The 25,373-nt window shown below is 63.6% G+C and carries 24 protein-coding genes and 5 tRNA genes; 7 read left to right on the forward strand and 22 right to left on the reverse strand.

All coding sequences use genetic code 11. From position 1 onward, the window contains the following. Positions 1 to 181 precede the first annotated feature (181 nt). Positions 182 to 1,162 carry a hypothetical protein gene (locus tag EP7_RS21970; protein ID WP_463524286.1) on the reverse strand — a complete coding sequence of 327 codons (981 nt, stop codon included), beginning with the start codon at positions 1,160 to 1,162 and terminating at the stop codon, positions 182 to 184. Between the two features lie 274 nt (positions 1,163 to 1,436). On the opposite strand from EP7_RS21970, the gene EP7_RS21975 reads away from it, so the two are divergent. Further along, a complete protein-coding gene (locus EP7_RS21975; RefSeq protein WP_463524287.1) occupies positions 1,437 to 2,495 on the forward strand; it encodes a DNA-processing protein DprA in 1,059 nt (352 codons plus the stop codon). A gap of 8 nt (positions 2,496 to 2,503) precedes the next feature. Here the strand turns inward: EP7_RS21975 and EP7_RS21980 are convergent, their stop codons facing one another. The 5 genes from EP7_RS21980 to EP7_RS22000 all read right to left on the reverse strand — a co-directional run bounded on the left by EP7_RS21980 (position 2,504) and on the right by EP7_RS22000 (position 6,131). Continuing rightward, the gene (locus tag EP7_RS21980) at positions 2,504 to 3,751 is read right to left on the reverse strand and encodes an HAD-IA family hydrolase (RefSeq protein WP_463524288.1); all 1,248 of its coding nucleotides are present in this window, start codon (positions 3,749 to 3,751) and stop codon (positions 2,504 to 2,506) included. Between the two features lie 191 nt (positions 3,752 to 3,942). Then, entirely contained in the window at positions 3,943 to 4,122 is a 180-nt protein-coding gene (locus tag EP7_RS21985) for a hypothetical protein (protein WP_463528453.1), read from the reverse strand. A 149-nt stretch (positions 4,123 to 4,271) separates the two neighbouring features. Then, positions 4,272 to 5,087: an ImmA/IrrE family metallo-endopeptidase gene (locus EP7_RS21990; RefSeq protein ID WP_463524289.1), complete on the reverse strand. Its 816-nt coding sequence runs from the start codon at positions 5,085 to 5,087 to the stop codon at positions 4,272 to 4,274. 7 nt (positions 5,088 to 5,094) lie between these two features. Continuing rightward, on the reverse strand, positions 5,095 to 5,457 hold the full coding sequence (locus tag EP7_RS21995) for a hypothetical protein (protein WP_463524290.1): 363 nt from the start codon (positions 5,455 to 5,457) through the stop codon (positions 5,095 to 5,097). Next, positions 5,454 to 6,131 carry an RNA polymerase sigma factor gene (locus tag EP7_RS22000; RefSeq protein ID WP_463524291.1) on the reverse strand — a complete coding sequence of 226 codons (678 nt, stop codon included), beginning with the start codon at positions 6,129 to 6,131 and terminating at the stop codon, positions 5,454 to 5,456. The genes EP7_RS21995 and EP7_RS22000 overlap by 4 nt, the downstream gene beginning before the upstream one ends. Positions 6,132 to 6,384: 253 nt before the next feature. Here EP7_RS22000 and EP7_RS22005 point away from each other — a divergent pair, with 253 nt between their 5' ends. Together EP7_RS22005 and tcmP are read left to right on the forward strand one after the other, a co-directional pair. Continuing rightward, on the forward strand, positions 6,385 to 7,188 hold the full coding sequence (locus EP7_RS22005) for a DUF5131 family protein (RefSeq protein ID WP_463524292.1): 804 nt from the start codon (positions 6,385 to 6,387) through the stop codon (positions 7,186 to 7,188). Between the two features lie 18 nt (positions 7,189 to 7,206). After that, a complete protein-coding gene (tcmP, locus tag EP7_RS22010; RefSeq protein ID WP_463524293.1) occupies positions 7,207 to 8,121 on the forward strand; it encodes a three-Cys-motif partner protein TcmP in 915 nt (304 codons plus the stop codon). Positions 8,122 to 8,195: 74 nt separating this feature from the next. Here tcmP and EP7_RS22015 read toward each other — a convergent pair whose 3' ends face one another. From EP7_RS22015 to EP7_RS22035, 5 genes are all read right to left on the reverse strand, one after another. After that, positions 8,196 to 8,462: a hypothetical protein gene (locus EP7_RS22015; protein ID WP_463524294.1), complete on the reverse strand. Its 267-nt coding sequence runs from the start codon at positions 8,460 to 8,462 to the stop codon at positions 8,196 to 8,198. 113 nt (positions 8,463 to 8,575) lie between these two features. After that, a tRNA-Cys gene (locus tag EP7_RS22020) sits at positions 8,576 to 8,649 on the reverse strand. Positions 8,650 to 8,653: 4 nt separating this feature from the next. Beyond that, positions 8,654 to 8,736, reverse strand: a tRNA-Tyr gene (locus EP7_RS22025). A 6-nt stretch (positions 8,737 to 8,742) separates the two neighbouring features. After that, positions 8,743 to 8,825, reverse strand: a tRNA-Ser gene (locus tag EP7_RS22030). Between the two features lie 6 nt (positions 8,826 to 8,831). Continuing rightward, a tRNA-Ser gene (locus EP7_RS22035) sits at positions 8,832 to 8,914 on the reverse strand. A 351-nt stretch (positions 8,915 to 9,265) separates the two neighbouring features. Between EP7_RS22035 and EP7_RS22040 the strand changes: the two genes are divergently transcribed. The 3 genes from EP7_RS22040 (at position 9,266) to EP7_RS22050 (ending at position 10,335) form a co-directional block, all read left to right on the forward strand. Next, positions 9,266 to 9,799 (forward strand): hypothetical protein, encoded by a 534-nt coding sequence (locus tag EP7_RS22040; protein ID WP_463524295.1) that lies wholly within the window; start codon positions 9,266 to 9,268, stop codon positions 9,797 to 9,799. A 112-nt stretch (positions 9,800 to 9,911) separates the two neighbouring features. Next, a complete protein-coding gene (locus tag EP7_RS22045) occupies positions 9,912 to 10,178 on the forward strand; it encodes a peptidyl-tRNA hydrolase (RefSeq protein ID WP_463524296.1) in 267 nt (88 codons plus the stop codon). A gap of 81 nt (positions 10,179 to 10,259) precedes the next feature. Then, positions 10,260 to 10,335, forward strand: a tRNA-OTHER gene (locus EP7_RS22050). Between the two features lie 13 nt (positions 10,336 to 10,348). Here EP7_RS22050 and EP7_RS22055 read toward each other — a convergent pair. The 8 genes from EP7_RS22055 to EP7_RS22090 all read right to left on the reverse strand — a co-directional run bounded on the left by EP7_RS22055 (position 10,349) and on the right by EP7_RS22090 (position 18,957). Continuing rightward, positions 10,349 to 11,722 carry a hypothetical protein gene (locus EP7_RS22055; protein WP_463524297.1) on the reverse strand — a complete coding sequence of 458 codons (1,374 nt, stop codon included), beginning with the start codon at positions 11,720 to 11,722 and terminating at the stop codon, positions 10,349 to 10,351. Beyond that, positions 11,722 to 12,804, reverse strand: a complete 1,083-nt coding sequence (locus EP7_RS22060; RefSeq protein ID WP_463524298.1) for a hypothetical protein — start codon at positions 12,802 to 12,804, stop codon at positions 11,722 to 11,724. The genes EP7_RS22055 and EP7_RS22060 overlap by 1 nt, the downstream gene beginning before the upstream one ends. Further along, positions 12,801 to 13,583, reverse strand: a complete 783-nt coding sequence (locus EP7_RS22065; RefSeq protein WP_463524299.1) for a hypothetical protein — start codon at positions 13,581 to 13,583, stop codon at positions 12,801 to 12,803. Before EP7_RS22065 ends, EP7_RS22060 begins: the two co-directional genes overlap by 4 nt. A 780-nt stretch (positions 13,584 to 14,363) precedes the next feature. Further along, entirely contained in the window at positions 14,364 to 16,127 is a 1,764-nt protein-coding gene (locus EP7_RS22070; RefSeq protein ID WP_463524300.1) for a bifunctional sulfate adenylyltransferase/adenylylsulfate kinase, read from the reverse strand. Between the two features lie 110 nt (positions 16,128 to 16,237). Further along, the gene (locus EP7_RS22075) at positions 16,238 to 16,657 is read right to left on the reverse strand and encodes an RrF2 family transcriptional regulator (protein ID WP_463524301.1); all 420 of its coding nucleotides are present in this window, start codon (positions 16,655 to 16,657) and stop codon (positions 16,238 to 16,240) included. 58 nt (positions 16,658 to 16,715) lie between these two features. Beyond that, on the reverse strand, positions 16,716 to 17,435 hold the full coding sequence (locus EP7_RS22080; protein WP_463524302.1) for a phosphoadenylyl-sulfate reductase: 720 nt from the start codon (positions 17,433 to 17,435) through the stop codon (positions 16,716 to 16,718). 112 nt (positions 17,436 to 17,547) lie between these two features. Next, positions 17,548 to 18,249: a YdjY domain-containing protein gene (locus tag EP7_RS22085; protein WP_463524303.1), complete on the reverse strand. Its 702-nt coding sequence runs from the start codon at positions 18,247 to 18,249 to the stop codon at positions 17,548 to 17,550. A gap of 309 nt (positions 18,250 to 18,558) precedes the next feature. After that, positions 18,559 to 18,957 carry an HU family DNA-binding protein gene (locus tag EP7_RS22090; protein ID WP_463524304.1) on the reverse strand — a complete coding sequence of 133 codons (399 nt, stop codon included), beginning with the start codon at positions 18,955 to 18,957 and terminating at the stop codon, positions 18,559 to 18,561. Between the two features lie 384 nt (positions 18,958 to 19,341). Here EP7_RS22090 and EP7_RS22095 point away from each other — a divergent pair, with 384 nt between their 5' ends. Then, positions 19,342 to 20,259, forward strand: coding sequence for a glycosyltransferase (locus tag EP7_RS22095; RefSeq protein ID WP_463524305.1), 918 nt, complete (start codon positions 19,342 to 19,344; stop codon positions 20,257 to 20,259). A gap of 789 nt (positions 20,260 to 21,048) precedes the next feature. Here EP7_RS22095 and EP7_RS22100 read toward each other — a convergent pair. The 3 genes from EP7_RS22100 to EP7_RS22110 all read right to left on the reverse strand — a co-directional run bounded on the left by EP7_RS22100 (position 21,049) and on the right by EP7_RS22110 (position 25,284). After that, complete coding sequence (locus tag EP7_RS22100) at positions 21,049 to 22,128, reverse strand: class I SAM-dependent methyltransferase (RefSeq protein ID WP_463524306.1); 1,080 nt, start codon at positions 22,126 to 22,128, stop codon at positions 21,049 to 21,051. After that, positions 22,125 to 24,422, reverse strand: coding sequence for a S9 family peptidase (locus EP7_RS22105; protein WP_463524307.1), 2,298 nt, complete (start codon positions 24,420 to 24,422; stop codon positions 22,125 to 22,127). Before EP7_RS22105 ends, EP7_RS22100 begins: the two co-directional genes overlap by 4 nt. Before the next feature lie 85 nt (positions 24,423 to 24,507). Continuing rightward, the gene (locus tag EP7_RS22110; protein ID WP_463524308.1) at positions 24,508 to 25,284 is read right to left on the reverse strand and encodes a sugar phosphate isomerase/epimerase family protein; all 777 of its coding nucleotides are present in this window, start codon (positions 25,282 to 25,284) and stop codon (positions 24,508 to 24,510) included. Positions 25,285 to 25,373: the final 89 nt, after the last annotated feature.

Consider the following 25,373-nt stretch of genomic DNA (forward strand, 5'->3'; position numbering starts at 1 on the left):
GTCCCAAGCGAACGGGCAGTTCGTGGACGCGAGTGCAGATGAGTTCCGTGCGCTTCTCGAGCCTCGCAACAGTGCCCGCCGATTCTCTCGCGCGATCATGGATGCGCGAAGGGCCTGCCGACTCGACGGGTGATTTTAATGAGCGCGGGGCCGCTCGTTCGCGAAGCGGCACGGCGGCGGGTCAGTACACGCCCTCGACGAGGTGTCGGTGCATCACCTCCGGGCCTTCGGCTCGAAGCCGCTCCAGGAAGGTTTCGAACGGCAGCAGGTCCTCTCCGAGGGAGAAGTGCATATCGACTTCGGCAGTCCTATAGTTTTGGGCGAACCGATGAACGCGCAAGGCGTAAACGCGTTGGAAAAGCTTCTCAAGCATCAACCGCATCGCCTTCGCCGCGGAGATCATGTACCAGTGGCCGGCCTGGATTCTCCGGTAAGTCTCGGGGTAAGGCGGGGCGTTCGTGCTGGCCATGTGGTTGGCTATCGCGTCCTCAAAGTCTCGCTTTTTGATCCCGCTCTTGGTCGACATCGCGATCAAGGCGTTGGCGTCCTGCAAGGCGGTCGGGATCGCCTGCCCGATGGTGATCCCGGAAATATCGGTCACTCCGATGATTGCGAAGACATACGGGATGCCCTTCGCGACCTGCTCCTCTAGAGCGCTGTTGATCTTGTACGTCGCGAGAGCGAACGAATCCTCGGGATCAAGGCCAACCAACTCCCGAGCTTTCTGGAATCGGGACCCGTGAAACTTGATGTTCAACTGGCACCAGCTCGATTCTCCAAGCTTGACGTGATAGTCGCTGTTGCCGCGTCCCTCTCGGAGATCTTCGAGTCGAAGCCCCTGTGACTCGAGGCCGATCTCGTATCTGGCGACGAAGGCATTTTCCGCTGCGACACCCAATAGCATCTGGCCCAGTTGCTTCTCGCGGCGAGTACGGTCATCTGTCGCGATCGCCGATGCCTCTACGCCCAAGACCGCTTTTAGCGTGTCCGGAGCCTCCGCGATCTTACGCAAAGTAGGTTTATGGAGCCCCAGACTTCTCGCGACTTCATCCAGAGAATCCCCGGAAGAGATCCGACGAGCGGCTCCGAGATACTTCAGCCACTTTGGGCGCACCTCGGCAGGAAAGACCTGCTCGCCGAGACCGATGAGTTCTTCCAGCATCGACGCCCCTGGGCGCTGCCCTACGACCTGACGGCGTCGTCAGGGATGACCCCAGATCGAGAAGGATCGGGCCATTAGATCGCGCGAGCGTGGATGCGCGAAGAGGTTGCCGACTCAGTTAACGTGTTTCTAAGGGACGCTGCCGCGACTCCCGTTGCCCAGAATCGACCGTTCTGGTACGAACACCGCGCCGCGAAATTCCGGGCATACTGAACACTTGAATCCTGGATGCCGTGCGCCCAAAATAGGAGTATCCGAACAGGAGGCGCACGCCGTGTCGAAGCTCGACCACTCATGCCGAACAGCCGAAGGGGTGCTGACGCTCCTCGGACTCCCCGGCGTGGGGCCAAGAACGGCGTCCGTCCTGGCCCACGAGTTCGAAACCCTCGACGATATCGCGAGGCACGCCTCGGCACAGGACGGCGTCTCCACGCGCGCGGAGCAGGCTGTCCGCGACAAGAAGAACTGGGCCGCGGCCGCCGATAAAGCTCGCCGGACGATCGAAAAGGCCGCCGAGCTCGGGGTGCAGATCGTCACCAATTTCGACGACGCCTTCCCGCCTCTCCTCCGTGCTCTTCCGGATGGCCCGCTAGTCCTTTATGTGAAGGGGCATCTCAGGAACGACCTCCGCAACGTCGCCTGCATCGGCACTCGCGAGCCGTCGGAATTCGGAGTCGAGGTCACGCGTCGCCTCGTCGCGATCCTCGTCAACGACGGTTGGGGGATCGTGAGCGGGCTAGCCAAAGGGATTGACGCTCACTCCCATCGCGCGGCGCTTGATAGCGTCGGCTACACCGTCGCCGTCCTCGCTAACGGGCTCGACAAGGTCTACCCGAGCGAGAATCGTCGCCTGGCGGACGAGATCGTCGAGCGAGGCGGGGCTCTCATCAGCGAGCAATCGTTCGGCGTTCCGGCGACTCCGCCCAACTTGGTGCAACGCGACCGGCTCCAGAGCGGCATGTCGATCGCCACAGTGGTCATGCAGACCGACCTGAAAGGTGGATCGATGCACACCGTTCGCTTCACGCTCTCCCAGGGCCGTCTGCTCGTCGCCCCGGTTCCCCGTGGCCGCCACGCCGAGGAGGAGAAGAGCCGGGGAATCCTCGCGCTTACAGAGCATACCGGAGCGGCCTTGGCCGACATGTTGAAGGTCAGTGGCGACTATCGGGACATCCTCGTCAGGCGTTTCGCGAAGGTCGCACCGGCCTTCGCAGTCCGCAGCCGCCGAGACTACCCGAGCCTCCTTGAGGAGCTGAGCATTCGCCTGGCTTCGGCCGGAGGTCTCGAGCGATTGACCCCTCAGAAGCTGCGGTTCGCCGGGCCGGCCGAATAGGGGGCGGATTAGAGGGGATCTTTAGGGTCCCAGGGGACGGTTTTATCGCAGTCGCGGCTTCGATATCCGGAACATCCCCAAAATGGCGCACCGTCACGGCCTCTGACTCTGCGTTTCATAGACCGTCCGCACCTGGGGCATTCCTTCCGGAAGAAGACGTCCTGGGCGAACCCGAGCGCCACGATCCTGACCTCGGCCGCGCCCGCTTGCCGTAGGACTCTGGCACATTCCCGGGCGGACGATCCGGAGGTAAGCACGTCGTCGAGGAGTGCGACTTTCCGACCGGCCCAATCCCGGTTGGTCCCGATCGTGCCTTGGATCGCATGCTCGCGGGTGGTGTAGTTGAGAATCTTGTAGTCCGGGATCTCGGCGAGGCAGGTGAGGCCGTCGAGGACGGAGCTGGCGGGCGTCGCCAGCATGGGCTCCAGGGCACCCAACAGTGGCCCGAAACGGCTCGCGAGGCCAGGTTTGGGCGGGACGGGCACGATCACGTCGGGCTTCCAAGGGTAGCTGTTGAGGAATCGCGCGATTGCCGGCGCGAAAGCCAACCCCACCTCGTGGTTCTCCTTAGCCGCGAGGATTCGCTGGCTCCATCGGGAGCCGAAACTCCTCGGGTCGCTCCCGGAGAAGTAGCGACCGAGGCATTCGCATCGGTCGCCCGTCGTGGAATCGTCCCAATAGAGACGGAACCCATCCTGCTGGTGACAGAGGAGGCCGTCGAGATCGGCCTCGCCGATATATCGACACCCGCCGAGCAACTTGGGGTGTAGTAACACTCCAGGGTGCATGATGGCGCGTTCGGGGGAAGACTTCCAGAAATCCCTCAGCTTCGGGTCGGCGAGGTTCGAGGCAAAACCCCAGAGTGCGCCGACCGAGGGGATTCGGGCGTGATAGGCCGCCTGCGAATCGCCCGGATCGTCTCCCACGCACAGGCATTCGCCGGGGGCAACGCCGAGCTGCTGGATTGCGTAGTTGAACGGCTCGGGGCTCGGCTTGTGGGCCTCCGTGTCCTGATATGCGACCAGGACGTCGTGCTCGATGGCGAAACGCTCGAGCACCTTGGTCGCATACCCTCTCAGGGAGGAGGTGACTACAGCCACCTTCTTACCCCGCGCGCGGAGAGCGGCTGGAATGGTCTCCGCCGCTGGTCCCGCCGTTGATGGGAATGTTTGCACTTCTCCCAGTCGGCGGAACACCCGCTCCCAGTTACCAGCTTTGCGGTCGGCCTCCACCCGAGATGAATCGACCAAAGTCATGTCCAAGTCGAAGATTACAGCTTTCGGGTCCAATATATACTCCCTGGGGAAACCCTCTTAAAAGGCGCGGTCTCGCTGTGGAGCGGGCGAGGTGCATTTATAAATTAGCTAGCTGGTCGAGATTATTGAGGAGGGGTGAATTGCGGAGTGACAGAAAGGGCGATCCGTCGCCCAGGGCGCTTGGCGGTTGATCACTCGCCGCGGCCTGCCTTGTTGCGGGTGGGGTCGTTCATCACGTATCCCATCCCCGGCCTGGGAGTCGGGGGCAGCGGCTCGCCGCGGACGACCGTGACTTCGCGGCCGGTGTCGCCGCCGCGAGGGCCGACGACCCCGTACTGACCGGATCGCGGGGCGGTCTGACCGGGCTTCATGGGTTTGGCGGGCACAGCCTGGTTCCTTTCCGGTTGAGCCGAGCGGCTCCTCTCGAGTGCGGGGGGGGGGAGACGACCCCGCCCGCTGTCATGAATGGACTCGCTCAGCTCCGGCCCTCGAACCAAGGAAAACCCGGGCTCGCGCGATTTTAGTGGTCTGAATCGTGAACCATATAGGTTAGCGTCAGCCCCGTGTTCCCGAGCCGTTGCGCCTCCTCCCAAAGGGTGCCGCGCCGATTCTCGTACCAGACATCCGCTTCTATCTTGCCTTCAGAGAATTCGTCCGAGCCTTCCACAAGTAGGCGGGCCGTCTTCGACGTCTGCGGCACGCGTGAGCGATGGCGAACGAACCTGTAGCCGAGGCTTTGCATGTCGTAGGACGCGACGTGAAATAGCACCACGCCCTCCCTCGCGAGGACCACGCTGCTAGCCTCGATGTCCAGTTCGCAGTAGCGGCGGACGGTCGCAGTGATCGACGTGCCGAGCCGTTCGGAGAGAGTGATCAGATCCCTGAGCGTACACACCCTCTGCCTGAAGCGTGCTACCGCCGTCCTAAATAGATCCGCGGGCATCAACAACCCGGCGGAGAAGCGATCGGCCTCCCTCTCCAGCCTGTTGTCGCTGACGAATCCGGTGTGAGAGCCGTGCCAAAGGCCGCTCAGGAGATACTCTTTGTGCTCTTCGAGATAGTAGTGGCCGAGCTCGTGGCCGATGGTGAAGTGAATACGGCCTTCGGTCCGTCCAGTTCGTTTATCCGCGTAGAGGAGCAGGAACCTCCCCTTCTTGCGGTGGAATTCGAGCCTGGCGTCGAATCGCCCCCCGAATATCCCCGGAGCGAGGCGGATGCGCTCGTTCTTGGCGATCTCGAACGGATCGACCGGGAGCTTATAAAGGCCGTGAGCCTTTAGGATGGACGCGGCATAAGCCTCGATCGCCCGGTCGTCCATCGGCTTTGAGCCGGCCATCGATGCGTCACTCCTCGAAGTCCACTTCCTCATCTTCCAGAAGTTCTCGCCGATGTTGTTCGATCTCGTCTAAGACGTCCTGGGGCAGATCGTCGTCCCCGCGGTGGAGCGCCATGATATCCGGCGAGATCGTTACGGGGCCTGGAGCTTCGATCCAGGAAGGAGGCGCGACAGGCCCCTCCTCCCCAGCCTCCCTCCTGGCGATGAGCCGGTCGACCAGGTCATCGCCGAGGCCATCGATCGCCTTCCGATCCTCGGCGTCCAAGACGGAGGGGTCGTCAACGTTCCCCACAGCGTCCTCGGAGCTGATGTGGAAGAACGACGCGATAAGTGCATCAAGTGCTCTCTCCTCCCGCTCTCTGTAGGTCATGACGCGTCTCCAAAAATCTCGCTGGCCTGATATCCACGCGTTTCCAGGTGTCGCCGCAGCGAAACCCGGCCGTTGCTCAACGCTCGCTTGACCGAGATGAAGGTGTGGTTCGGTCCGTCCTTCTTGCGGACCAGTTCGCACAAGTCCTGCTCGCTCGGTCGATCACCGGTCGCCTCAAGCGCTTCGAAGAAAACGCTCCAGACAAGACGCTCTTTGGAGGGCAATTTTGCGATTGCCATCCGAACCTCGTCGCGGATCTCGCCTCGCACCACCGCTTCGAGCCCCTTCCAGCACACGCCTGCCTCGGTGCCGCCGAGCGACGATCCGACGTACTGAATAAACTCGTCATGTCGCCTGGCCCTTCGAAGCCAGTCGACTCCGCGACGGCGGGCGATCGTGAGCAGAAATGGGAGAATCGGTTCGTCAGGATTGAACGACGTAGATTGGGTAGAAGAGGCGGGCGCATCGAGGATCCGCATGAAGTGGATGAGGACGTCCGAGTAGCATTCGGCCACGTCCTGGGGCCGCATCCCGGGGAAGTGGGAGCGGAGGCAGGCGCACACCCGCATTCGGTATGCTTCATCCAGTTTGCGCAAACCCTCGTCGCGATCGGTCTTACCCCCGATTAGCAGGACGGCGATCTCGGTTTCATCGAAGTCGCTGGTCTCGTTCAAGATACGGACTCCCAAACCTGGCCACCTTGAGCAGATCGAGAAGTGGCGCTCCGTTTGGCTGGAGTATAACTCGCTCGAGATGAACTTTCGGACCAAGAGAACAAAAATTCAGTTGCCCCTAATCTCGATCGACCCTACGGGCGGGAGGGGCTGGAGCAAATCGTCGCCTCTTCCTGGTCCCGTGGCCGCTGGTGTTCCAAGCTCTGTGCCGGTATCTTGGACAAAGTTTCACCAAAGGGCGGGGCGATGAGGCATGGCTGACAAGTCGAAAATCGAATGGACTGACGCAACCTGGAACCCGGTAAGAGGTTGCACCAAGATCAGCCCCGGATGCACCCACTGCTACGCCGAAACGTTCGCCGAGCGGTTCCGGGGGGTCCCCGGCCACCCTTACGAGCAAGGGTTCGACCTCCGAACCGTACCCCACAAGCTCGTCGAGCCGCTTCGCTGGTCGCGCGCGAGGATGATCTTCGTCAACTCGATGAGCGACCTGTTCCACAAGGACGTTTCGGACGCCTATGTCGGGATGGTCGCGGATCTCATGCGCGCCGCGAACTGGCACACCTATCAGGTCCTGACGAAGCGCTCCGAACGGCTGGCCCAGATGCTACGGTCCGACCTGGCCGGGGCTGCCCAAGAGCCCCACATCTGGTGGGGGGTGAGCGTCGAGAACCGGAAGCACGGGTTGCCGCGCATCGATCACCTCCGGGATGCGCCTGCCGTCGTGAGGTTCCTCTCGATCGAGCCCCTCCTCGAAGACCTGGGCCAGATTGACCTGGCGGGGATTTCCTGGGTGATCGTCGGCGGGGAGAGCGGTCACGGTGCGCGGCCGATGCAGCCCGAATGGGTGCGTAACATCCGCGATCAGTGCAAGGACGCTGGCGTCTCCTTCTTCTTCAAGCAGTGGGGCGGGGTCCACAAGAGCCTCACCGGGCGCGAACTCGACGGCCAGACCTACGACGCGATGCCCGAGCTGAGCCCGAACCCGATCGCGCCGGCCTCCGTCCGCGCGGGCCATCAGCGGAGACTCGAATCGCAACTCGCCGCCGCTCTCTGACGCAGGAAGGGGTGTCCGTTGATTCCTTCGTTGCAGAAGTTCGGGGACCGAAGCTGGACCCAGGACAAGCTCGAACGCGTCCGGAAATATCTGGTCGCCTACAGCAAGATCATGTCGAAACGGCGGTATCCATACGCCTACATCGACGGGTTCGCCGGCACGGGTTACCACGAGCTTGAGCGCGAGGAAAACGAGACGGAAAGCCTCTTCCCAGAGTTGGAGGAGCCCGCGGTGGAGGAGTTCCTCGACGGCTCGGCGCGAATCGCCCTCCAGGTCGAGCCGCGATTTCACAAGTATATCTTCATCGAAAAGAGCCGGAAGAAGTCGAAGGAACTCGGGAAGCTTCGCGAAGAGTTTCCGGAGCGAGCGGCGGACATCGTCGTCGAGAAGGCGGAGGCGAACGCCTACCTCCAGAAGCTCTGCCTCGAGCGCTCCTGGTCAGACCGCAGGGCGGTGCTATTCATCGACCCGTTCGGGATGCAGCTCACCTGGGAGACGGTCGCCGCCATCGGGACGACGAAGGCCATCGACACCTGGATTCTCTTCCCGGTGAGCGCGGTGAACCGGCTCCTGAAAAAGGACGGTAACATCCCGCCCTCTTGGCGACGTCGGCTCGACACGATGTTTGGCGAGCCCGCGTGGTTCGACGTCTTCTTCCCGGAGGAGAAGCCGGGCCTGTTCGGGAGCGACATGGTGGTCCGCCGCAAGATCGCCGGCATGGACCTGATCGGGAAGTATTTCAATCAGCGACTCGCGACGGCTTTCGCCGGGGTCGCCCCGAATCCCTACACCCTGCGAAATAGCCAAGGCACGCCGCTGTTCCTCCTATGCTTCGCGGCGGCGAACCCGAACGCGGTAGCCCCGGCGATTAAGATTGCCCAGGACATTCTCAAGCGAGACCCGGCGACGGCGCTCCTTCCTTTGGGTGATTAGCAAGTGATGCGCGTAGCGGCTACTCGCCGACGACCCGCGGCTGGACCCGTGAGTCGCCGGCGAGGACTGCCGCCTCACGAGCCTACCGTCTGCGGCCTCCAGCCGTGCTTTCGGAGGCTGATCAGCCCCTTCAGGATGAAGACTCGACCCAGGCGGGGAGCGTTGAGCCGTTTCCGCACGGTCGCACAGTAGGTGGCGCTCGTCTCTTTCCCGAAGGCGAGGATCTCGTCGGTGATGTCGGGGTAGAGCTCCGCCTTCACGGCGGCGAGCGTCTCTCGGAACGTCTCCAGGTCTCCGGCGTAGCCCGACTCCTTCAGAACGTCGGCGTGACGCGGTCGCATGGTAGTTGCTCCCGGATAGTGAATGGATATCCACTATCATTCTAGAAGCCACCAAGCGACAATCAAGTGATCACTTTAGAATCTCAAGCGGCGCGATTTTGCGGTGTCGATATTGGAGAGAGGGGCGGGATTCGAACCCGCGTGCCCTGGGTTGCAACCAGGTGGCTCGCCTCTTGCCTACCCTCTCGGAATGGGTGTGGAGGGATTCGAACCCCCTCAGTCAGGGACACCGCGTTTACAGCGCGGTCCGGCTCTCCAACTCCGGCGCACACCCATGGAACGGAAGCGGCAGGATTCGAACCTGCGGTGGTTTCCCACACCTGGTTAGCAACCAGGCACGATAAGCCTCTCTGACACGCTTCCAGAGAGCGGAGGGAGAGGGATTCGAACCCCCAAGTCCTTTCGGACGGCAGTTTTCAAGACTGCTGCCTTACCAGTTAGGCTATCCCTCCGTCGGGTCCGAACGAAACGGGCCGAGCGTCCACCGTGGATCAGGCGGGCGATCGAATCGTCTCAGCTACCGAACGGATTTCTTGGGGATATAGGCCGGAGGGGATCCGGCCACGACGGGCCACGCGTCATTACGACAGGTGGCCCGAACTGGAATACCGCGAACAATAACTCGCAAATCGCGCCGGGAGCACGAGGGAGGTGACGAGTTGTTCGGGGTGGGTGGTCATGATTGAGCCGTAGCATAGCTTGGGGACGATGCGCCAGTCGAGGATTCGACACGGCAACCGCTCGCCAGGTTCGCCGCGAGCCGACGTTTTACGAGATCTCCCGGGCCGTGCTACCCTCGACCCATGGTCAAGAAGCTAGCCCCTTTCGCCCTCGCCCTCTTCATGTTCGGTTGCGGCAACCCAGCCGACGAGACGGACGACGTCGAAGCCACGCCGTCGCCGACCGTCGAGCCGACTCAGGCGCCGACTCCCGTGGCGTCGCCTACAGCGACCCCCGTGGCAACGCCCAAGCCCAAGCCGACCATCGCGCCCGCGCTCGTCCCCGATGCCACCTGCACGCGGATGAGGACCGGAAAACCGGGGGGCGGGCAGTTCGTGAACAACCCGAACAACGACAAGGGCGTCCTGAAAATCATCTGGCCGAACGAGTACACCAACAAGATCGTCGACGTCACGGTCTGGGGCGGGATCCACTTTTACGAGCCGCTCATCCGGAAGACGCCCAACGAGTACAACGACCGCGAGCGTTACTACGGCAAGCTCCAGGTCCGCGAGTATCCCAAGCCCCTCGTGGTCGGAGCTCGGCTCTACGACGGGAATCGGGTCTGCGTGACTATCCCCGACCCGGCTCAGAGGCTGGATCTCAGGCTCGACTAAAACCTGCTTGCGCTTCGCGCCAGGACGAGATACGTTCGGGCCATGAATCATTGCGGCTAACATTTCCCTGACTCACTACGTCGTCATCCGGGCCGATCTTCCGCTCGGCTTCATGGCGGCCCAGATCGTCCACGCTGCCGGAGAGTCCGTCTCCGGCGAAGTTCCACCAAACACGAACGCCGTCGTTCTCGCCGTCGAAGACGAGACGGAGTTGCACGTCGTCGCGCGAAGGCTTCAGCTTGCTAGCGTGCCGCACATCCTCGTGCGTGAGGTGGACCCGCCCTTCGATGGGCAATGCACGGCGATCGGGGTTGTGCCGGTGTCGGACCGGGCAAAGGTCCGGCCGATTCTCGGAAAGCTCCCGCTTCTCGGGACGTAATTTTTACGGGGGAGGGGTGTGTAGACGCACTCCGGGGTCAGCCCGGAGGAGTTGGTTCAATTCCAACCTCCCCCACCATTTGCCCCTGTGATGAAACGGCATCATACCGAAACTAATGACTTCGGATTTGCGGGTTCAATTCCTGCCAGGGGCTCCATTCCTCGTTTCAATCAGCTCGCTCCCTCGATCCCGTCACTAAAGTCGGGTGCCGCAACGTGGTTGGGCACCGCCGCCGTTGCAGCCTTAACGGTTTCCCGGTCGATGCTTGTGAGCTTCTTATCGACTGCATACTGAATGACGTTCGCCGCGCGAGAAAGTGTTGTGCGGGGGTGAACCGAGGTCGGCACGCCCAGCAACTCGTCTAGGCCATCCGTCGTAAACGGCCTGATCGAACCCTTCTCTTTCGGGTTCATGCGATAGTAATCGAGATGGGCAACGATGATGTCTTTCGCCTGATCCTTACTCGGGAAGGGAAGCTCGACCGAGTTCTGCGAGCCCGGATCGAGGCGACCGACAGCGGCCAAGCCCGCCTCGCCCCATGCGACAGCCAGGTAGGACGAGGCCTGCTGGTGCGTCGTGAGAACGCACGAGAAGAACTTGTAGGCCGTATTCGCGTAGCCCGGTCGAACAGTGCAGAGTCCGAATTCCTTAGCGAATTCGATGCGCTGTTTCCGCGCCATCTGATCGACCAAGTTCTCGATGTCGTCGATGAACAAGTAGCCGCCCCCATAGCCCGCCGCGCGCAGGTAGTTCACCACGTCATCAAAGAGCAGCCTGCGTGAGTATTCGAGGATCTTCGTGTCACGAGGCATGTAGAGCGGTTCAAGCTGCCCGTCCTTACGCATCGATCGCAGGTAGTCTTCGAAGGTGCCCCGGGCAAGTTGGCGAGCGACCACGGCCTCCACGCCCCCGGCAGTGAGCGTCTTCGCGACCGTTTCGTCGAGCTTGATTGGATCGACACCATGCTTCGTCAGGATGTGATCTTTGAGCAGATTATCGGCGCTCGCTTCCCCTTCGGAATCATCGGAGAGCACCAAATCCGTCTTGTCCTCCGGCATCGCATTCAGGCGTAGTACGGCGCGCGAGGCTTCCAGCACGCCGTTCTTGCAGACATCGACCAGGCCGGAGAGAGCGAGTTGTTCCATGTAGCGACGGTCCACCTGGCTTTTGAAGCCGACGTAGATGACCGCGGCTGAGAACTTGCCATTGAATTCCGTGTTGCCCCAGTCCTTGTTGATGCGCTGACGGAAGTACTGGAGTAGAGCCGTCTTGCCGACACCACGACCAGTCTCGCTGTCGCCCTTCGCCCACAGGTAGGCGAGCTGCGCGCGGTTGGGGAAATCGTCCGGCCGAATTAGCAGGCTCTCGAACTTGGCGATCGTTTCCCTCGCTGTGGACTCCGCGTAGATGGCCCCGTTGATCTTCGGATCGGGACTGTGCGGGTTCACGAAACCGTTGCTAGGGAACGGCATGTTCGTCAGCCCGAGGGGCGCGTAGATCGAACCAAGCGAGTCAGAGCTCTTCTTCGGCAGGTTGATAGGCATTAGGCCCTCGTGATCAAGTTGAAAATCTGTGTGTTTTCACGCGCGCGAACCAGCGGCTTGCGTCGCCCTGTGATTCGGTCATATGTCAGCCCGAGTGTCACGGGAGGCTGCTTCATGTCGAGAAGAGCGTTAATGCCCTCGTCGAACGCCGCTTCCGGGATCAGCAGATTTTGACAGACAAGATCCCTCACGTCCGGCAAATCGTAATATCCCGCTTGCGATTTCAGCGCGTCGAATGCCGTCATCACACCCGCAAGAAATTCTCCCCTGGTGGTCCGGTCCGCCATGTCAGGCTCGCTAAGGTAGATCGTGTAATGGCCGTAATTCGGAATCGTCACCTCCATTGAGTTGTGCCACCGCCTGTTGTCTGCACCCTCGGTGCATGGCGAATAGCTTTTGGAAAACTCACCGCTCTCGTTCGTGACCCGCATAATGTTGAGCAAACGTAAACTGATGAGTCGATCCCCCATCGCACGGAAGATCGGGAGCTTGAGCCCCGGAACGGCCTTGTCGAGAATCCGTTCTCGAAGAGCGTTTTCGAGGGCCTTCGGCGAATCTCTGTCTATTTGCTGGAGGAGTTGGGCCGCCTCCGTTTTGGCGGCGCCGTCGAAACTTGGAGTCAGAAGGCCCTCAATGTATTGAACGTCCCCCTGTCTCCCTGTCTCCACGATCGGGCTCAGGAGGCCGCCGAGAGCGATGTGCGAGTGGACGACGGCGAATAGGTTCGAGTAGGTCCGCAGATGAACGGCCGCCATCGTGCGTCGCAGCTCAACAAACTCCTTGTTTTCGAGGAGCGCCAAGACACGCGAGCCCTCGTCGGTGAGCGTGTACCCCTTATTACGGACGGGATCTGCGAAATTGAAGTGGGCAAGCTCCTGACAGATCTTATCTCCCAAGGATTCGTAGTTGCTCTTTGGCTCGGGCAGCATAAGGCGGATCGCCTTGTCGCGCGAAAACTTCAACACGCTTCGCGAGATCGTTTGCGTTTGCTCCTCGCGCGTAGCCGTGGGCATCGCCGCGACAACTCGCAGCCCGATGTAGTGATAACCAACATCGGTCACGTTGAAGCTGGTGATTTTCATGAAGTTCTCCTGACGGTGGCCGTTTTAACCACTTCTATCAGGCGAGAGCATTCCGCGTTCACGGCACGCAACTGGTCACCGATTTCCACGGTCTGACTCATCTTCGTGGCGCGGATCGTGATCGTTTCTTCGTTGAGAGAGTCGCACCGTCTGTTGAGGTCGGCTGGCGAAAGGAGAGCCGATAAGCGATTCAGCTCTACGCAAAAATCCTCGTATGCGTCCCACTCACCCTCGGGGAGCGCGAGCCCCTTGTCCCGCTCCGCCCCCATGCAACGCGCGTTGTGAACGAGCAGGGGTAGGGGTCTCAGGCCGGGAGCCACGGGATGGATGCCAAGACCGATGCACGCGGCGAGTCCGGTGTACTCGAACGCGAAAGCCGACATGAACACCGGCACCAAGGTCTGCTTGAGCAGGCTCGGGTTGACGCACAGGTAGTCCAGGATCTTCGCGAAGAACACGATCACGTCGTTTTTCTCGGGCGGAAAATCCTGCCGGTTCTTTAGCTCGAAGATGCACCTAAGCGGTTCGTTCTGGGCTACAAGATCGATTTCGTGGAGCACGCCCGACGAGGTGGTGAGCACGCTGCCGAGGTTCAGCTCGCGGTGCTGAGAGATGACCCAGCCCGGCTGAAGGCAGCTTTCTCGAAATCGCTCCTCGAAGCCCTGATCGGGAATCGGCTCGCGTTTCATGTGCTGCCAGCGTTCGGTAACGAACAGGTAGGTGTGACGAAGGAGAGCCACTCCACCTTGAGGTAATTCGTTTTCGATGCGAAGCGTCATGCGAAGCCGGGCCCCCAACCGCCACGAGATCGCCTTTGGCGTCCCGCGAACAGGGACCGACACACGATCTCGCTATCCAGGTATATTGTAGGATTTTGCGACGCTACGCGACAGGTCAGTAGGCGGCGAAAAAACGCCGTCACGTGACGGAATTCCAGAGACGGGCTCCAAGGCCTGACCGCCGCTCCTGTCCCCGTTTGTCCCCGATTTGTCCCCGAGCCTATTGCAAGACGATCAAAAGCCTGTAGAATTCTGCGAACCGGCCGGTCGTCGCTGAGGTTTCTCTGCGGGGACATGTCGGGGACAAAACCCCGCAAGGCTTGCACTTACGGTTACGGCAGAAGCCAAAAAGCTGAGTTAAACCAGCTGTCTACGGAACCGAAGGTTATAGGTTCGAATCCTATCGGGTGCACTCAAAGTCCCTGCCGTTACGCGGTTAATAGGGCACGCAGTTCGATCTCGGTGCGAAGTACTTCGAGATCGAATTGATCGGTTAGGATCTCATCAACATGCCGTCCCGGATGGCTTCAGCCCCCCGAAATTGGGCTGAACGTCCGATCGTTGTTCCTTCATCGGCCCACCGAGACTGTTGTCGATCGGCCGGCTGACCTGGGTGACGCTCACGGTCTGTATGGGTCGTTTTGTCGCGGGGATTTTCAGGCAGCTTGGCTCGGGCCGCGACCTCTCTGCCCATCAATTCAAGGCACGCCAGGCGGCGCGAAGCTTGTTGAAGAGATCCGCGCCGCGTGGGGAGATTCGTGCCGGGCTCCGACGACGACCTCAGGCGATGTGGCCGTGCGGCAGGATGTAGCCCAATTCGAGGAGCTTGTCGATGATCACGTCGGCGCACTCCTTGGCGCCGAGCGTGCTCGTGTCGATCGTGACCTCGGCGTTGAGTGGTGCTTCGTAGGGATCATCGACGCCCGTGAAGCCCTTGATCTCGCCGGCGCGGGCCTTGGCGTACAGGCCTTTGACGTCACGCTTCTCGCAGACCTCAATCGGCGTGTCGCAGAAGACCTCGACGAAGTTTCCCTTCGACAGCTTGCGGGCATTGTCCCGGGTGTGGCGGTAGGGGCTGATGACCGAGCAGAGGGTCGTCCCGCCATGGGAAGCGACGAGGCCAGCCACGTAGCCGACGCGGTTGATGTTCGCGTCGCGGTCTTCCTTGCTGAAGCCGAGGCCCTTCGAAAGGTGCGTGCGGATCTCGTCGCCGTCGAGGAACGAGACGTTGCGGCCGAACTCGGCCAGACGCTCGACCAGGGCGTGGGCGACGGTGCTCTTGCCCGACCCGGACAGGCCGGTGAACCAGATCGTCAATCCCTGTCGGAACCTGGGCGGACTGGCTTCGTTCAGGATCGCGGCGACGGCCGGGCGGCTGAACCACTCGGGCAGAGGGATGCCCTTGGCCAGGTAGTCGTCGCGCACCTGGGTGCCGGAGAGCCCGGCGGTCTTCGCCCCATCGGGGACCTCGTCGACGGCGCTGTAGCGGTCTTCGTCGGGCAGATAGACCATCGGCTTGACGTCGACGATGCCCATGCCGATCTCGTCTTTGTACCTGGCCATCGCCTCACGGGCCTCATCGGGACCGTAGAAAGGCTTGCCCTTGCTGTCGGCACCCGGGCCGGCGTGGTCGCGTCCGACGATGAAGTCGGTGCAGCCATAGTTGCGGCGGATAATCGCGTGCTGCAGAGCCTCGCGCGGGCCGGCCATGCGCACCGCCAGCGGCAGCAGGCTGAGCACCACGGAACCGGGCGTGTAGGCGGTATCCACCAGCGCGCGATAGCAGCGGATGCGAGTGTAATGATCCACATCGCCGGGCTTGGTCATGCCGACGACCGGGTGAATCAGGAGACCGCCGCCGATCTGCTTCGCGGCTCGCTTGGTCAGCTCTTCGTGAGCCCTGTGTAGCGGTTCGCTGGTCTGGAAGGCGACGACCTTCTTCCAGCCGAGGCTCTCGAAGTGCTCGCGAAGCTTCGAGGGGGTCAGGCGTAGGTCGACGAAGTCGAAGTGCGGCGGGACGCGGATGACTTCCAGGCGGCCCGCCGCGTAATGGTCGGCCGACCGGTCGAGGTAGGCGACAGACGGGTGCCTGGAGTCATTGGTGCCGTACGCGCCTCTGGCCTCGACCGCCTTGTCGTAAGCGTAGATTTCCTCGATGTGGAGGAACGCGAGGAGGTTGCCGTAGACGTCTCTGAGCGCGAGGGTCTTGCCCACCTCGACGCCGTCGCCGGGCTCGACCGGCAGGGTCACCGGCAGCGGCCAGAGGGTGCCGTCGGCCAGCCGAGCCTCGGCAACCACGCGATCGTAATCGGCCTTGCCGAGAAAGCCGGTCAGGGGACTGAACCCTCCGATGGCCAGCAGTTCCAGGTCGCACAGGGTACGCTCGTCGAGCGTCAGGGTTGCGAAATCTTTCGCGGTGGCCTTCATCTCGCCGGCGCGGGCATCGGAGACGATCAGGTTGACGAGCTTGCCACCATACGGGGAGTTCAGTCCGGTGGCCGGGATCGCTGTGCCGGAAATGGGAAGGCTCCTTGAATCCGCCAATGGAGAGGGGTTGGCGCATCGTGGCGCCCGAGTTCGGCGATTCGGGGCGTTCTCGACCATCGCGTGAGCACGCCCAACGGCCGCCATAGCATGTCGGTCCGAGATCGAGCTTAGATGACCCAATCAGGGGGAGACGGAGGCGCGGCCAATTGGGCGATCGATGTGGAGTCGAGCACCGACCGTTCCGCGGCGCGGATCGCGGCCCAGACGGCGGCCAGGGATCGGGCGGACGGGCCATCCCCTTCCTCGCGCTCTCGCTGGGCCAGGTCCGGGCCGTCGATGGCCGAGAGGACTTGCCCCAGGGTCATTAGCTCGGCGGGCCTGGCCAGGCGATAGCCGCCGGCGGCTCCCCGGGTGCTGACCACCAAGCCGGCCCCCTTCAATTGCAGCAGGATTTGCACGAGATAGCGCTCGGGAATCGCGTGCGACTCGGAAATCTCCCGGATGCGCAGGGGCGGCTGATCCTCGCGTCGTCTGGCCAGCGCCAGCACGGCCAGACAGGCGTACTCAGCCTTGGCGGAGATCCGCATCGAAAACGCCCCCACCCTCAAGGCCCCAAGTGTGGGACCCTGAGGGACCTGCCTTGGTTCAGAGTTGGCTGCTGTCCAGGGAATGCAGCCCGCATTCGGTCTTGGCCTGTCCGGCCCAGCGGCCAGCCCGTTCATCGGTCTCGCCCGAGCCGACCGCCCTCGTGCAGGGCCAGCAACCAATCGACGGGTAACCCTGGTCGTGCAACGGGTTGTACGGCACGTCGTGGGTCACGATGAACGCCCAGACGTCGCGTTTCGTCCAGTTCAGGAGCGGATTGATCTTGGCCAGCTCGAACTTCTTGTCCCAGCCGACGACGCTCGTTTTGGCCCGGTGCGCCGACTGCTCGGCCCGGATGGCCGAGATCCAGGCGTCGTACCCGGCCACGGCCCGCCGCAGCGGCACGAGCTTGCGGTCGTTGCAGCACTGGTCGGAATTGGTCACGTACAACGGCCCGCCGTTCTTCGCCTCGTACTCGGCCACCGAATCATCGGCCCCGACCAGCTCGACCTCGATCCCGTACCGGGCCGCGATCTTGTCGCGTAGCTGCAAGGTCTCGGCGAACTGATAGCCGGTGTCGAGGTTGAAGACCCGCACCGTCGGATCGATCTCCGAGAGCATGTGCAGGATGATACATCCCTCGGGTCCGAACGCCGTCGCCATCGTCAGCCTGGAGGAATAGGTCTCCACAGCCCATCGCAACACGTCCTGGGGCGAGGCCCCGGCTAGTTGCTGTGCTGCCGATTCCAGATTGACGCGAGAGACGACTTCGATGGCCATCGACCGATCCCCTCCAGATTGAGTTACCACAATCTTACTCATCATACACAACGAAGTCAACTTAGTCGGATTTAAGTGCCCTGTCTTTTCGGCCCTGAGCGAAGTGGGCGGTTCAGGGAGTCGGTCGGGCCTTCTTCGAGTTGGCAGGCTTGATGTCGCGCGGCTTGAGGAACATGAGGACGAACGTGCCCTCCTTGGGGATGGCCGCGGTGTTCGCCTCGAACGTTCGATTGGCGTCCTGGTCCGAGCTGGCGAAGGGAAGGTCGAGTAAGGAGCTGGGGAAGTTGACCACGGTGATCAGGTCTCCGTCATCGGCACCGTAGATCATTCGCTTGGAGTCGGGGTCCTGCCAGAGCTCGCTGCCGGTGAAGACCCAGTCGGTCTCCAGCGTGCCACCGGACTTGAGGTCCTTGATCCAGCTTCGTGCATTGGCCGTCTTCGATTTGCCGTCCTCGACCCAACTCAGCTCGATCGCCATCGGCGTCCCCTTGGGCGGGACGAAAGCGGGACGGAAGCGGACGGTGCTCCCCTTCTCCGCGCCGGTGAGCAGGATCGCGGCGTGAATGGCCCGCGCGGGGGCATCGGTGGCCAGCACCGACTCGTGCTCCTTGGTCCCCTTCAAGCAGAGCAGATGCTCGAGGGGCCCCTCACGGAGGGCGACGCGGGCGCGTACGACCACCCGACGTGCGGCGGGATCGAACCAGAGATTGGTCCCCAGGCTCTTCCAACCCGGCTCGGGCTGGAACGCGTCCTTGGCGGGCTCCTGCCCCCCGGCCTGGGCCAGGACGGCTGCCAGCAGCAGTGTCAACGTCATTGGTGCCTCGCAAGGTGGAAAGTGGGGCAGGTGGACCATCGGCAAGGTTGCGTGCGGAGCGTGGGAACCGGCCCTCGTGGACGTTCGATTCTATGCGACCTGCCTTCGACTTCGAAGGATGAGGCGGCGCATTGCCCACCTGACTTCGGAACCTACGCGGATCATCGGCGACTCGCTGGGCAGGAACTTTGGGAATGAAAACGAGCGTCGCCCGTCGGGCTGGGGTTCAGCCGACGGGCGACGCCCGCTCGTTCCGGCCACAATCGTCGGTGGACTCGGCATCCATCGCGGCGTTGGAGTCGTCCGACCTCAGACCAGGTCCTTCAGCGCCTTCAAGGGCAGAGCCTTGATCGCGCGGCGGGCGGGCTTGGCCTTGATGGTCATCGGCTCCTTGGTGAACGGGTTGACGCCCTGCTTGGCCTTGGTGGCGGGCTTGTTGACGATCTTCAGCTTGAGCAAGCCGGGCAGGACGAAGAGGCCGGGGCCCTTCTTGCCAAGCTGGGCGGTGATCAGCTCGCTCATGGCGTCGAAGACGCTGGTGATTTCCTTCTTGCTCAGGCCGGTCTTCTCGGCGAGCTTCGTGTAGACCTCGCCCTTGGTCGCGGCTTTGACGCGCGGGGCGGACTTGGCGGGCTTTTCCGCGGGGGCCGGGGCGGGGGCCGGGGCGGCTTTGGATTCGGCGGCCTTGGGCGCGGCTTTCTTGGCCATGGGTCGAGAACTCCTCCTGCAGCGGCGTGCTCGTCGATCGGCGGACCCGCCGGCCACCAACTTCCCATCGAAGGTGGCGCCGTGATCCCTGCCGAATTTTTCGGCCCGGACGCTGGAAACATACAGGAAAAAACGAGGATGTGCCCCTGGAACCCCAAATTTCCCCGGAAAATGCCGCCGGAGGGCGTCTCAATGGGGAAAACAGGCCACGTCGACCGCTCCGAGAGGCCTCACGCGAGGTTTTTCGACCACCGACGTCGGACGGCGGAACGGGGGTGACATTGACCAAATGTCGATCCGGAGACACCATGTCCGCGCGGGCTGGGCATAGGCCGTCGATGGATCGCCGCCGGGCCCGGCCCCCCCACGGCAAGGATGCCCGCGATGCCCCAGGCGACAACGATCTCCGCCGCCCCACGCCTCTCGGTCATCATCGCCGCGGTCAACGGCTGGGACCTGCTGGGGCCGACGCTCGAAGCCCTGGATGGCCAGCCGGAGCGAGCCTCGATCGAGATCATCGTCGTGGCGAAGTTCGCCGACCAGGTCCGCGAGCCCCTGGCCGCGGGGCCCTGGCCGGTCAGGCTCATCGAGGGAACGGCCGGCGCCACGATCCCGGCGCTGCGGCATCAAGGGGTTGTCGCTAGCCGGGCCGATGTCGTGGCCATCCTCGAGGACCACGTCCGGGTCGGTCCCGACTGGGCCGGCGGGATGCTCGATGCCCATGCCAGCGGAGCATGGGGAGCCGTGGGCGGGGCGGTCGAAAACGGCCGGGAAGGGCTGGTCAACTGGGCCGCATTCCTCTGCGAATACGCCAAATATATGGGCCCTCGGGCCGACGAGGCGACCGACGACCTTCCAGGTAACAATATCTCTTATCAACGTTCCCACCTCCTGCGGCATGCCCACCTGCTGGCCGAGGGGAAGTGGGAATCCTGGATCAACGACCAGCTGCGTGCCGACGGCATCCCCCTCCGGGGCTCGAGCCGGGCCGAGGTCCGCCACATCAAGCCTTTCAAACTGGCACACTTCCTCGTCCAGCGGTTCCACTTCTGCCGATCGTATGCCGGGATGCGTCGGCCCGACCAATCTTGGGCCCGCCGACTGATCTACGGAGCCGGCTCGACCGCCCTGCCTGCCCTGCTCACGCTGAGGCTGGTCCGGACGGTCCTGGAGAAGGGCCGACACCGTCTGAAGCTGGCGGCCGCTCTACCGCTGATCGCCGTCTTTTTCGCGGTCGGGGCGACGGGCGAGATGCTCGGATACTTGATCGGGCCGGGGCGAAGCCTCGAACTGGTCGAATGAGCGGCCCAACGCCCGAAATCCCGGCCCTCTCGGTGGTTGTCATCGCCGGCGGTTCGGCCAAGGCCGTCGACCGACTCATCGCCTCATTCGGCGCTAGAACGACCGCTCGGGTCGAGGTCATCGTCGTTGCCGATTCGGTCCTCGGCTTTAATGGCGACGCTCGGGAAGTCGTTTGCCATCCGGGCACCGCGGCCCCGGCGATGCGGATTCAGGGGATGAGGTCGGCACGATCCCCGTTCGTGGTCTTCGTGGAAGATACGTCGGTCTGCGATCCAGGTTGGCTCGAAGCCTGGATGGACTCAGCCCGGGATGAAGGGATTGTGGCGGCCAGCGGGCCGGTCTCGCTCGATCCAGGCGCCTCGGCCGTCACCTCCTCGGTCTATTTCTGCGAATACGCCCGGTACTCCCCCGGGAGCCTCCCCTGCCCGGCGGGCCATCTGGCGGGCAACCATTTCGGCGTCCGCCGGCTCGCGATCCTGGACGTTGAGGCGATCCACGAAACCGAGCTGGCCGATAGTCTGCGAAGAGCCGGCCTCGCTCCGGCCTGGATCAACACCGCACGAGTGCGACACGTCGAGTCCGCCGGATTCGCCCGAGCCGCCCGGGATCGGCTCCGATTCGGCTTCGACTTCGGCCTGGGTCGCGGCCGTCACGACCGATCGAGCGGTCGCTGGCTGGGTCCGCTGGTCGGCCTCGGGATCTGGCCCATCCAGGTTGCAAGGCTGACCGTGCTTGCGGCCCGCTCCGAGCAGCCCTGGCCGCTCGGGCGATTCGTGACCTTTTTCCCGCTCACGCTCCTGCTGCTCGCCCTCTGGAGCCTGGGCGAGTGGGCAGGATGGACGATTGGACTGGCGGGCTCGGCCGCTCGACGACCGCGTGCAGGATCGGCCCGATCCGCCTTGCGAGCCACTGGCCAGCCCAGGTCGAGGCCAGGCGGTTGTACAACTGGCCCAGGCGGCGTTTCAGCGGGCTGAAGTGGGCGAGGTCGGCGGCCGGTAGGAGTGGGGCCAAGATCGAGCCCCCGCCGAACGGGCTGGATTTGAGAAGCTGGCTGAACTCCCCCGCCCCGAGGTTGCGGATCGCCCGGTAATCCCGACCGGTCCATACCCTGACATACCAGCCCATCCAGGCCCGCGGCAGATAACCGACCCCGAAGACCCCGACATGCGGTTCGGCCCCGAGACTGAAGCGGTTAGGGGTGGCGAACATCGCCCGGCCTCCAGGCTTCAGCACTCGGAAGGTCTCCCCGATCGTGGCAGCCTGGTCGCGGACGTGTTCGATCACGTCGCCCGAGACGAGCGCCGCGAACTGGCCGTCGGCGAACGGGAGCCGCTCCGAGCCGCCGCAGACGAGCCTGGCCCGATGGAGTCCCCCCTCGTCGAGACGCTTGCGAGCGACGAGCAGCCAACGCATCGCGATGTCCACCCCCACCCAGGTTCGACCCGTTGCCTGAGCGGACGCCAGGAACGAGCCGCTTCCGCAACCCAGATCGAGGCCCGCCCCCTCGCCGACCTCGCCCAGAGGACCGATCCAGCCGCCGACCCTGCCCGGCGCCGTCCTGATGTGCCGGGCGTAGCGGGATCGATCGGCCTCGGGCACGTCACCTGAGAGCTCGAAGAATCGGGCGAGCAGGCCGTCGAAGTCGTGGCGGTCGAACTCGGCATCCAGGGCTTCGGCGATGGCCCAGTCGGCTTCGTTGTCGAGGTAGACGTCGTCCTCGATGCGTAAATCCGGGATGCCCCGAAGGCCGCGGTACGTCGCCGAGCATCCGTCGCACGTCCAGGACTGGGGTGTCGTGGCTTGCAGCGGGGTTCGGCAGGCCGGGCAGAGGATTTGGACTTCGAGGTGTGGCGGAGCTTCCGAGCTCACTTCGCCCCCGCATCCTTCGTCCCGGCAAGGGTCCGTCGGAAGAACTCGACCGTCCTGTCCAGCTCGTATTTCCGACCGCTCTCGCGCCTCGATGAGTGGCGATCTTCGGGCAGCGGGATGAGCTCGAACGACTTGCCGGCGGCGATCAACGCTGTGGTCAGCCTGGCCGTGTGGCGGAAGTGGACGTTCTCGTCGAGCATGCCGTGGATGACGAGCAGCGACCCCCGCAGCCGATCGACGCGGGTCAGGACCGTCGACGCTTTGTAGCCGGCGGGATTCTCCTGAGGCGTACCCATGTATCGCTCGGTGTAGCCGGTGTCATAACCGTCCCAGTCCGTGACCGGCGCATTGGCCACCCCGGCCTGGAAGACCTCGGGGGCCTCCGTCAGGCATCGGAGAGTCATGTAGCCGCCATAACTGGAACCCGTCACACCGACGCGCGACAGATCGACCTCTGGCTTGATCGTCTTGAGGAACGCGACGCCGTCGACCTGGTCCCGGACCTCGACGGAACCCATGTCGCGCGAGAGGGCAGCCTCGAACACGACCCCTCGGCGTGATGACCCGCGATTGTCCATCTTCCAGACGGCGAAACCTTCGCTCGCGAGGAGTTGGGCCTTCATATCGGCCGTCAGCGTCCAAGAGTCAGTCACGGTCTGGACGTGCGGGCCGCCGTAGAGCATCACGACCACCGGGACACCCGCGCCTGAGCGTAACGCCTCGGACCTCGGAGCGTAATAGGCCCCGAACAGGCGAACACCATCCCGCCCACGGAACTCGAGAAGCTCCGGGGCTGGAAGATTCATCGCGGCGATCCTGGAATCGGAGTCGCCGCGACCAAGCTCGGCACGGACCGCACCCGCCCGATCAAGTAGTCGGGCGACCGGAGGGTGGCTGCGGTCCGAGGAGACCACAACGCGGTGCTCGCCGTCGGGGGAGACCGCCGCGGCGTGCGTTCCTGCATCATTGGTCATGCATTCGACGGGACCGCCATCGAGCGAGACCCGGTACAGGTGCGACTCCAGGGGCGACTCGCGATTGCCCTGGAACCAGGCCTCACGTCGAGCCGAGTCGAGGGCCACAACGCCGCGCGACCCGGCATGCGTCGCGGTCGGGTCGACGGCCCAGTCCCCCTCGGTGAGGGTCCGCACGAGCTTGCCATTCTTGTCACGCAACTCCAGGTGGCGGAAGCCGCTGCGCTCGGTGGACCAGAGCAGCTCGCCGGTCCCCTCGACGATGCGCAGATCGTCGTGCAGATTGATCCAGTGTTCGGCCCGCTCCTCGATAAGCACCTGCCTCGATCCGTCGTCGAGACGATGGCGGGCCAGGATCGTCTGTTTCTGGTCACGCGAGAGGGTCTGCACGAGCAGGCTCAGCGGCGACTCCCAGGTCACCCGGGCGAGGTAGAAATCTTCGGTCGGGACCACCAACTCCAGCCAGCGAGTCGACCCGCCGCCGGCCCCCACGATGCCAAGCTTGACCCTTGCGTTGGCCTTGCCTGGGAACGGGTAGCGGTGCGTCTCGACCGAGACCTCGGTGCCTCCCTGATGAACGATCGGATAAGGCGGGATGTGCCGCTCGTCTGTCTCCTGATAGGCGATCGTCTTGCCGTCGGGCGACCACCAGTAGCCGCTGAACCGATCCAGCTCCTCCTGCGCGATGAACTCGGCCAGGCCGTGGGTCAGGCCATCCGCCGCCCTCGTGGTCAGGCGGGTCTCGGCCAGGGTCGCCAGATCGAGGACGTAGAGGTCGCCCTCGCGGACAAACGCGACGCGCGTGGCCGCGGCGTCGAGCTTTGGGTCGAGTTCCGGGCTGGGCGTGCTCGTCAGGCGAGTCAGCTCCCCTTCCCCTCTCTGGAGATAGAGGTCGCCGTTGATCGGGATGAGGGTCGCATCGGCGGCGCTCGCGCGGACGACCTGGGCCAGCCCCGTCGCCGTCTGCCGTTGCCGCTCGCGTCTCAGCGCCTCCTCGGGCGAGACGGTTCGCTCGGACACCCCCTCGCCGGGGGCCCGGGCGATGACCCGCGGCTTGCCGCCGGCCAGGTCGACTTTCCAGAGGACCTTGGCCAGGCTCGCCCCTTCGGGCTTCAGATAGGTCAGCGACTTTCCGTCGGGGGTGAAGCCGAAGGAGTCGGGCATCGCGACCCCCGGGAACGGCCTGCGGGCCGCCTCGATGGGCTCGACTCGATGCATCTCGGGCTCCTGTGCGGGACGGGGCGGCGCCTGCGCCGCGGCGACCGAAGCCAATCCGACCCAGGCCCAGGCGGAGGCCAGCGCGATCAAGCGGGCATTCAACGGGGTGCGCCTCCGGGGTGAACTCTCGGCCGGGCGCAAACCGCCCAGCCAAAGGGTAATCACCGGCGGGTCGCCGACCAACCCCTCACTGCCCGTCGACACGCGGCTGATAGGCCAGCCAGAGTGAGCGGAAGTACGCCAGGACGCGCTCGGGGTCAGAGCTCCCGGGGATCTCCGCGAGCGTGAACCCGTCATAGCCCGCCTGGTTCAGCAGGGCGAACAGGTCACGCCAGGGATAGGCCTCGTCGGTCAGGTCCCGCAGGTGGACCTCACGGATCTTGGGGGCCACCAGCTTGAACGTCTCGCGGATCGAGCCATCCTTCAAGTCGGTCGGGTTGGAATTCCAGCAGACGTAGACATTGGGATGGTCGGCGTAGTCGATGATCTTGGCGAGGTTGCCAAGATCCTGAGTCACGGCCCCGTGCACCTCGACGCGAATCTGGACACCGAACCCGTCGGCATCCTCGCCCACCTCATGTAAGGCCCGGCCGATCTGCCGCAGGGTCGCGTCCAGGTCGGCCCCACGCGGGATTCCGTTGGGCCGGACCTTCACGCCAGGCGAGCCGATGTCGTGGGCCAGGCGAACGTACTCCTTGGTCCCCTCGACATTCTTCTTGACCTCGGCGGGATCAGTCGCCTGATACTCGAACGCGCTACCGAGGCCCGCCAGCTTCACCGGGCTGTCGTCGAACCGCTTGCGAACCTCGGCGCGTTGAGCGGGCGTGAGGGAGACCTCAACGCCGTGTTTATGGGTCGTCCGAAGTTCGACCCCTTCGTACTTCAGGACCGCCAGCTTGGTCAGGAGCGTCGGCAGGTCCCAATCCTTGGCGATATTGTAGGTGATCGTCCCGAGTTGGAGCATCGCGGAAGTCCCCCGACCTGGCGCATTCGACCCGACGTAGGCATCAAGTTCCTGGGAACCTTACTCGCACGGCGGGTCGTACGCCAGCG

The sequence above is a fragment of the Isosphaeraceae bacterium EP7 genome (genome assembly GCA_038400315.1).
Taxonomy (GTDB): Bacteria; Planctomycetota; Planctomycetia; order Isosphaerales; family Isosphaeraceae; genus EP7.

Coding starts and splice junctions, on each gene's coding strand:
- EP7_RS21970 (WP_463524286.1), bottom strand. CDS start 1,162: ATGCTGGAAGAACTCATCGGTCTCGGCGAGCAGGTCTTTCCTGCCGAG.
- EP7_RS21980 (WP_463524288.1), bottom strand. CDS start 3,751: ATGACTTTGGTCGATTCATCTCGGGTGGAGGCCGACCGCAAAGCTGGT.
- EP7_RS21985 (WP_463528453.1), bottom strand. CDS start 4,122: ATGAAGCCCGGTCAGACCGCCCCGCGATCCGGTCAGTACGGGGTCGTC.
- EP7_RS21990 (WP_463524289.1), bottom strand. CDS start 5,087: ATGGCCGGCTCAAAGCCGATGGACGACCGGGCGATCGAGGCTTATGCC.
- EP7_RS21995 (WP_463524290.1), bottom strand. CDS start 5,457: ATGACCTACAGAGAGCGGGAGGAGAGAGCACTTGATGCACTTATCGCG.
- EP7_RS22005 (WP_463524292.1), top strand. CDS start 6,385: ATGGCTGACAAGTCGAAAATCGAATGGACTGACGCAACCTGGAACCCG.
- EP7_RS22015 (WP_463524294.1), bottom strand. CDS start 8,462: ATGCGACCGCGTCACGCCGACGTTCTGAAGGAGTCGGGCTACGCCGGA.
- EP7_RS22040 (WP_463524295.1), top strand. CDS start 9,266: ATGGTCAAGAAGCTAGCCCCTTTCGCCCTCGCCCTCTTCATGTTCGGT.
- EP7_RS22045 (WP_463524296.1), top strand. CDS start 9,912: ATGGCGGCCCAGATCGTCCACGCTGCCGGAGAGTCCGTCTCCGGCGAA.
- EP7_RS22055 (WP_463524297.1), bottom strand. CDS start 11,722: ATGCCTATCAACCTGCCGAAGAAGAGCTCTGACTCGCTTGGTTCGATC.
- EP7_RS22060 (WP_463524298.1), bottom strand. CDS start 12,804: ATGAAAATCACCAGCTTCAACGTGACCGATGTTGGTTATCACTACATC.
- EP7_RS22065 (WP_463524299.1), bottom strand. CDS start 13,583: ATGACGCTTCGCATCGAAAACGAATTACCTCAAGGTGGAGTGGCTCTC.
- EP7_RS22075 (WP_463524301.1), bottom strand. CDS start 16,657: ATGCGGATCTCCGCCAAGGCTGAGTACGCCTGTCTGGCCGTGCTGGCG.
- EP7_RS22080 (WP_463524302.1), bottom strand. CDS start 17,435: ATGGCCATCGAAGTCGTCTCTCGCGTCAATCTGGAATCGGCAGCACAG.
- EP7_RS22085 (WP_463524303.1), bottom strand. CDS start 18,249: ATGACGTTGACACTGCTGCTGGCAGCCGTCCTGGCCCAGGCCGGGGGG.
- EP7_RS22090 (WP_463524304.1), bottom strand. CDS start 18,957: ATGGCCAAGAAAGCCGCGCCCAAGGCCGCCGAATCCAAAGCCGCCCCG.
- EP7_RS22095 (WP_463524305.1), top strand. CDS start 19,342: ATGCCCCAGGCGACAACGATCTCCGCCGCCCCACGCCTCTCGGTCATC.
- EP7_RS22110 (WP_463524308.1), bottom strand. CDS start 25,284: ATGCTCCAACTCGGGACGATCACCTACAATATCGCCAAGGATTGGGAC.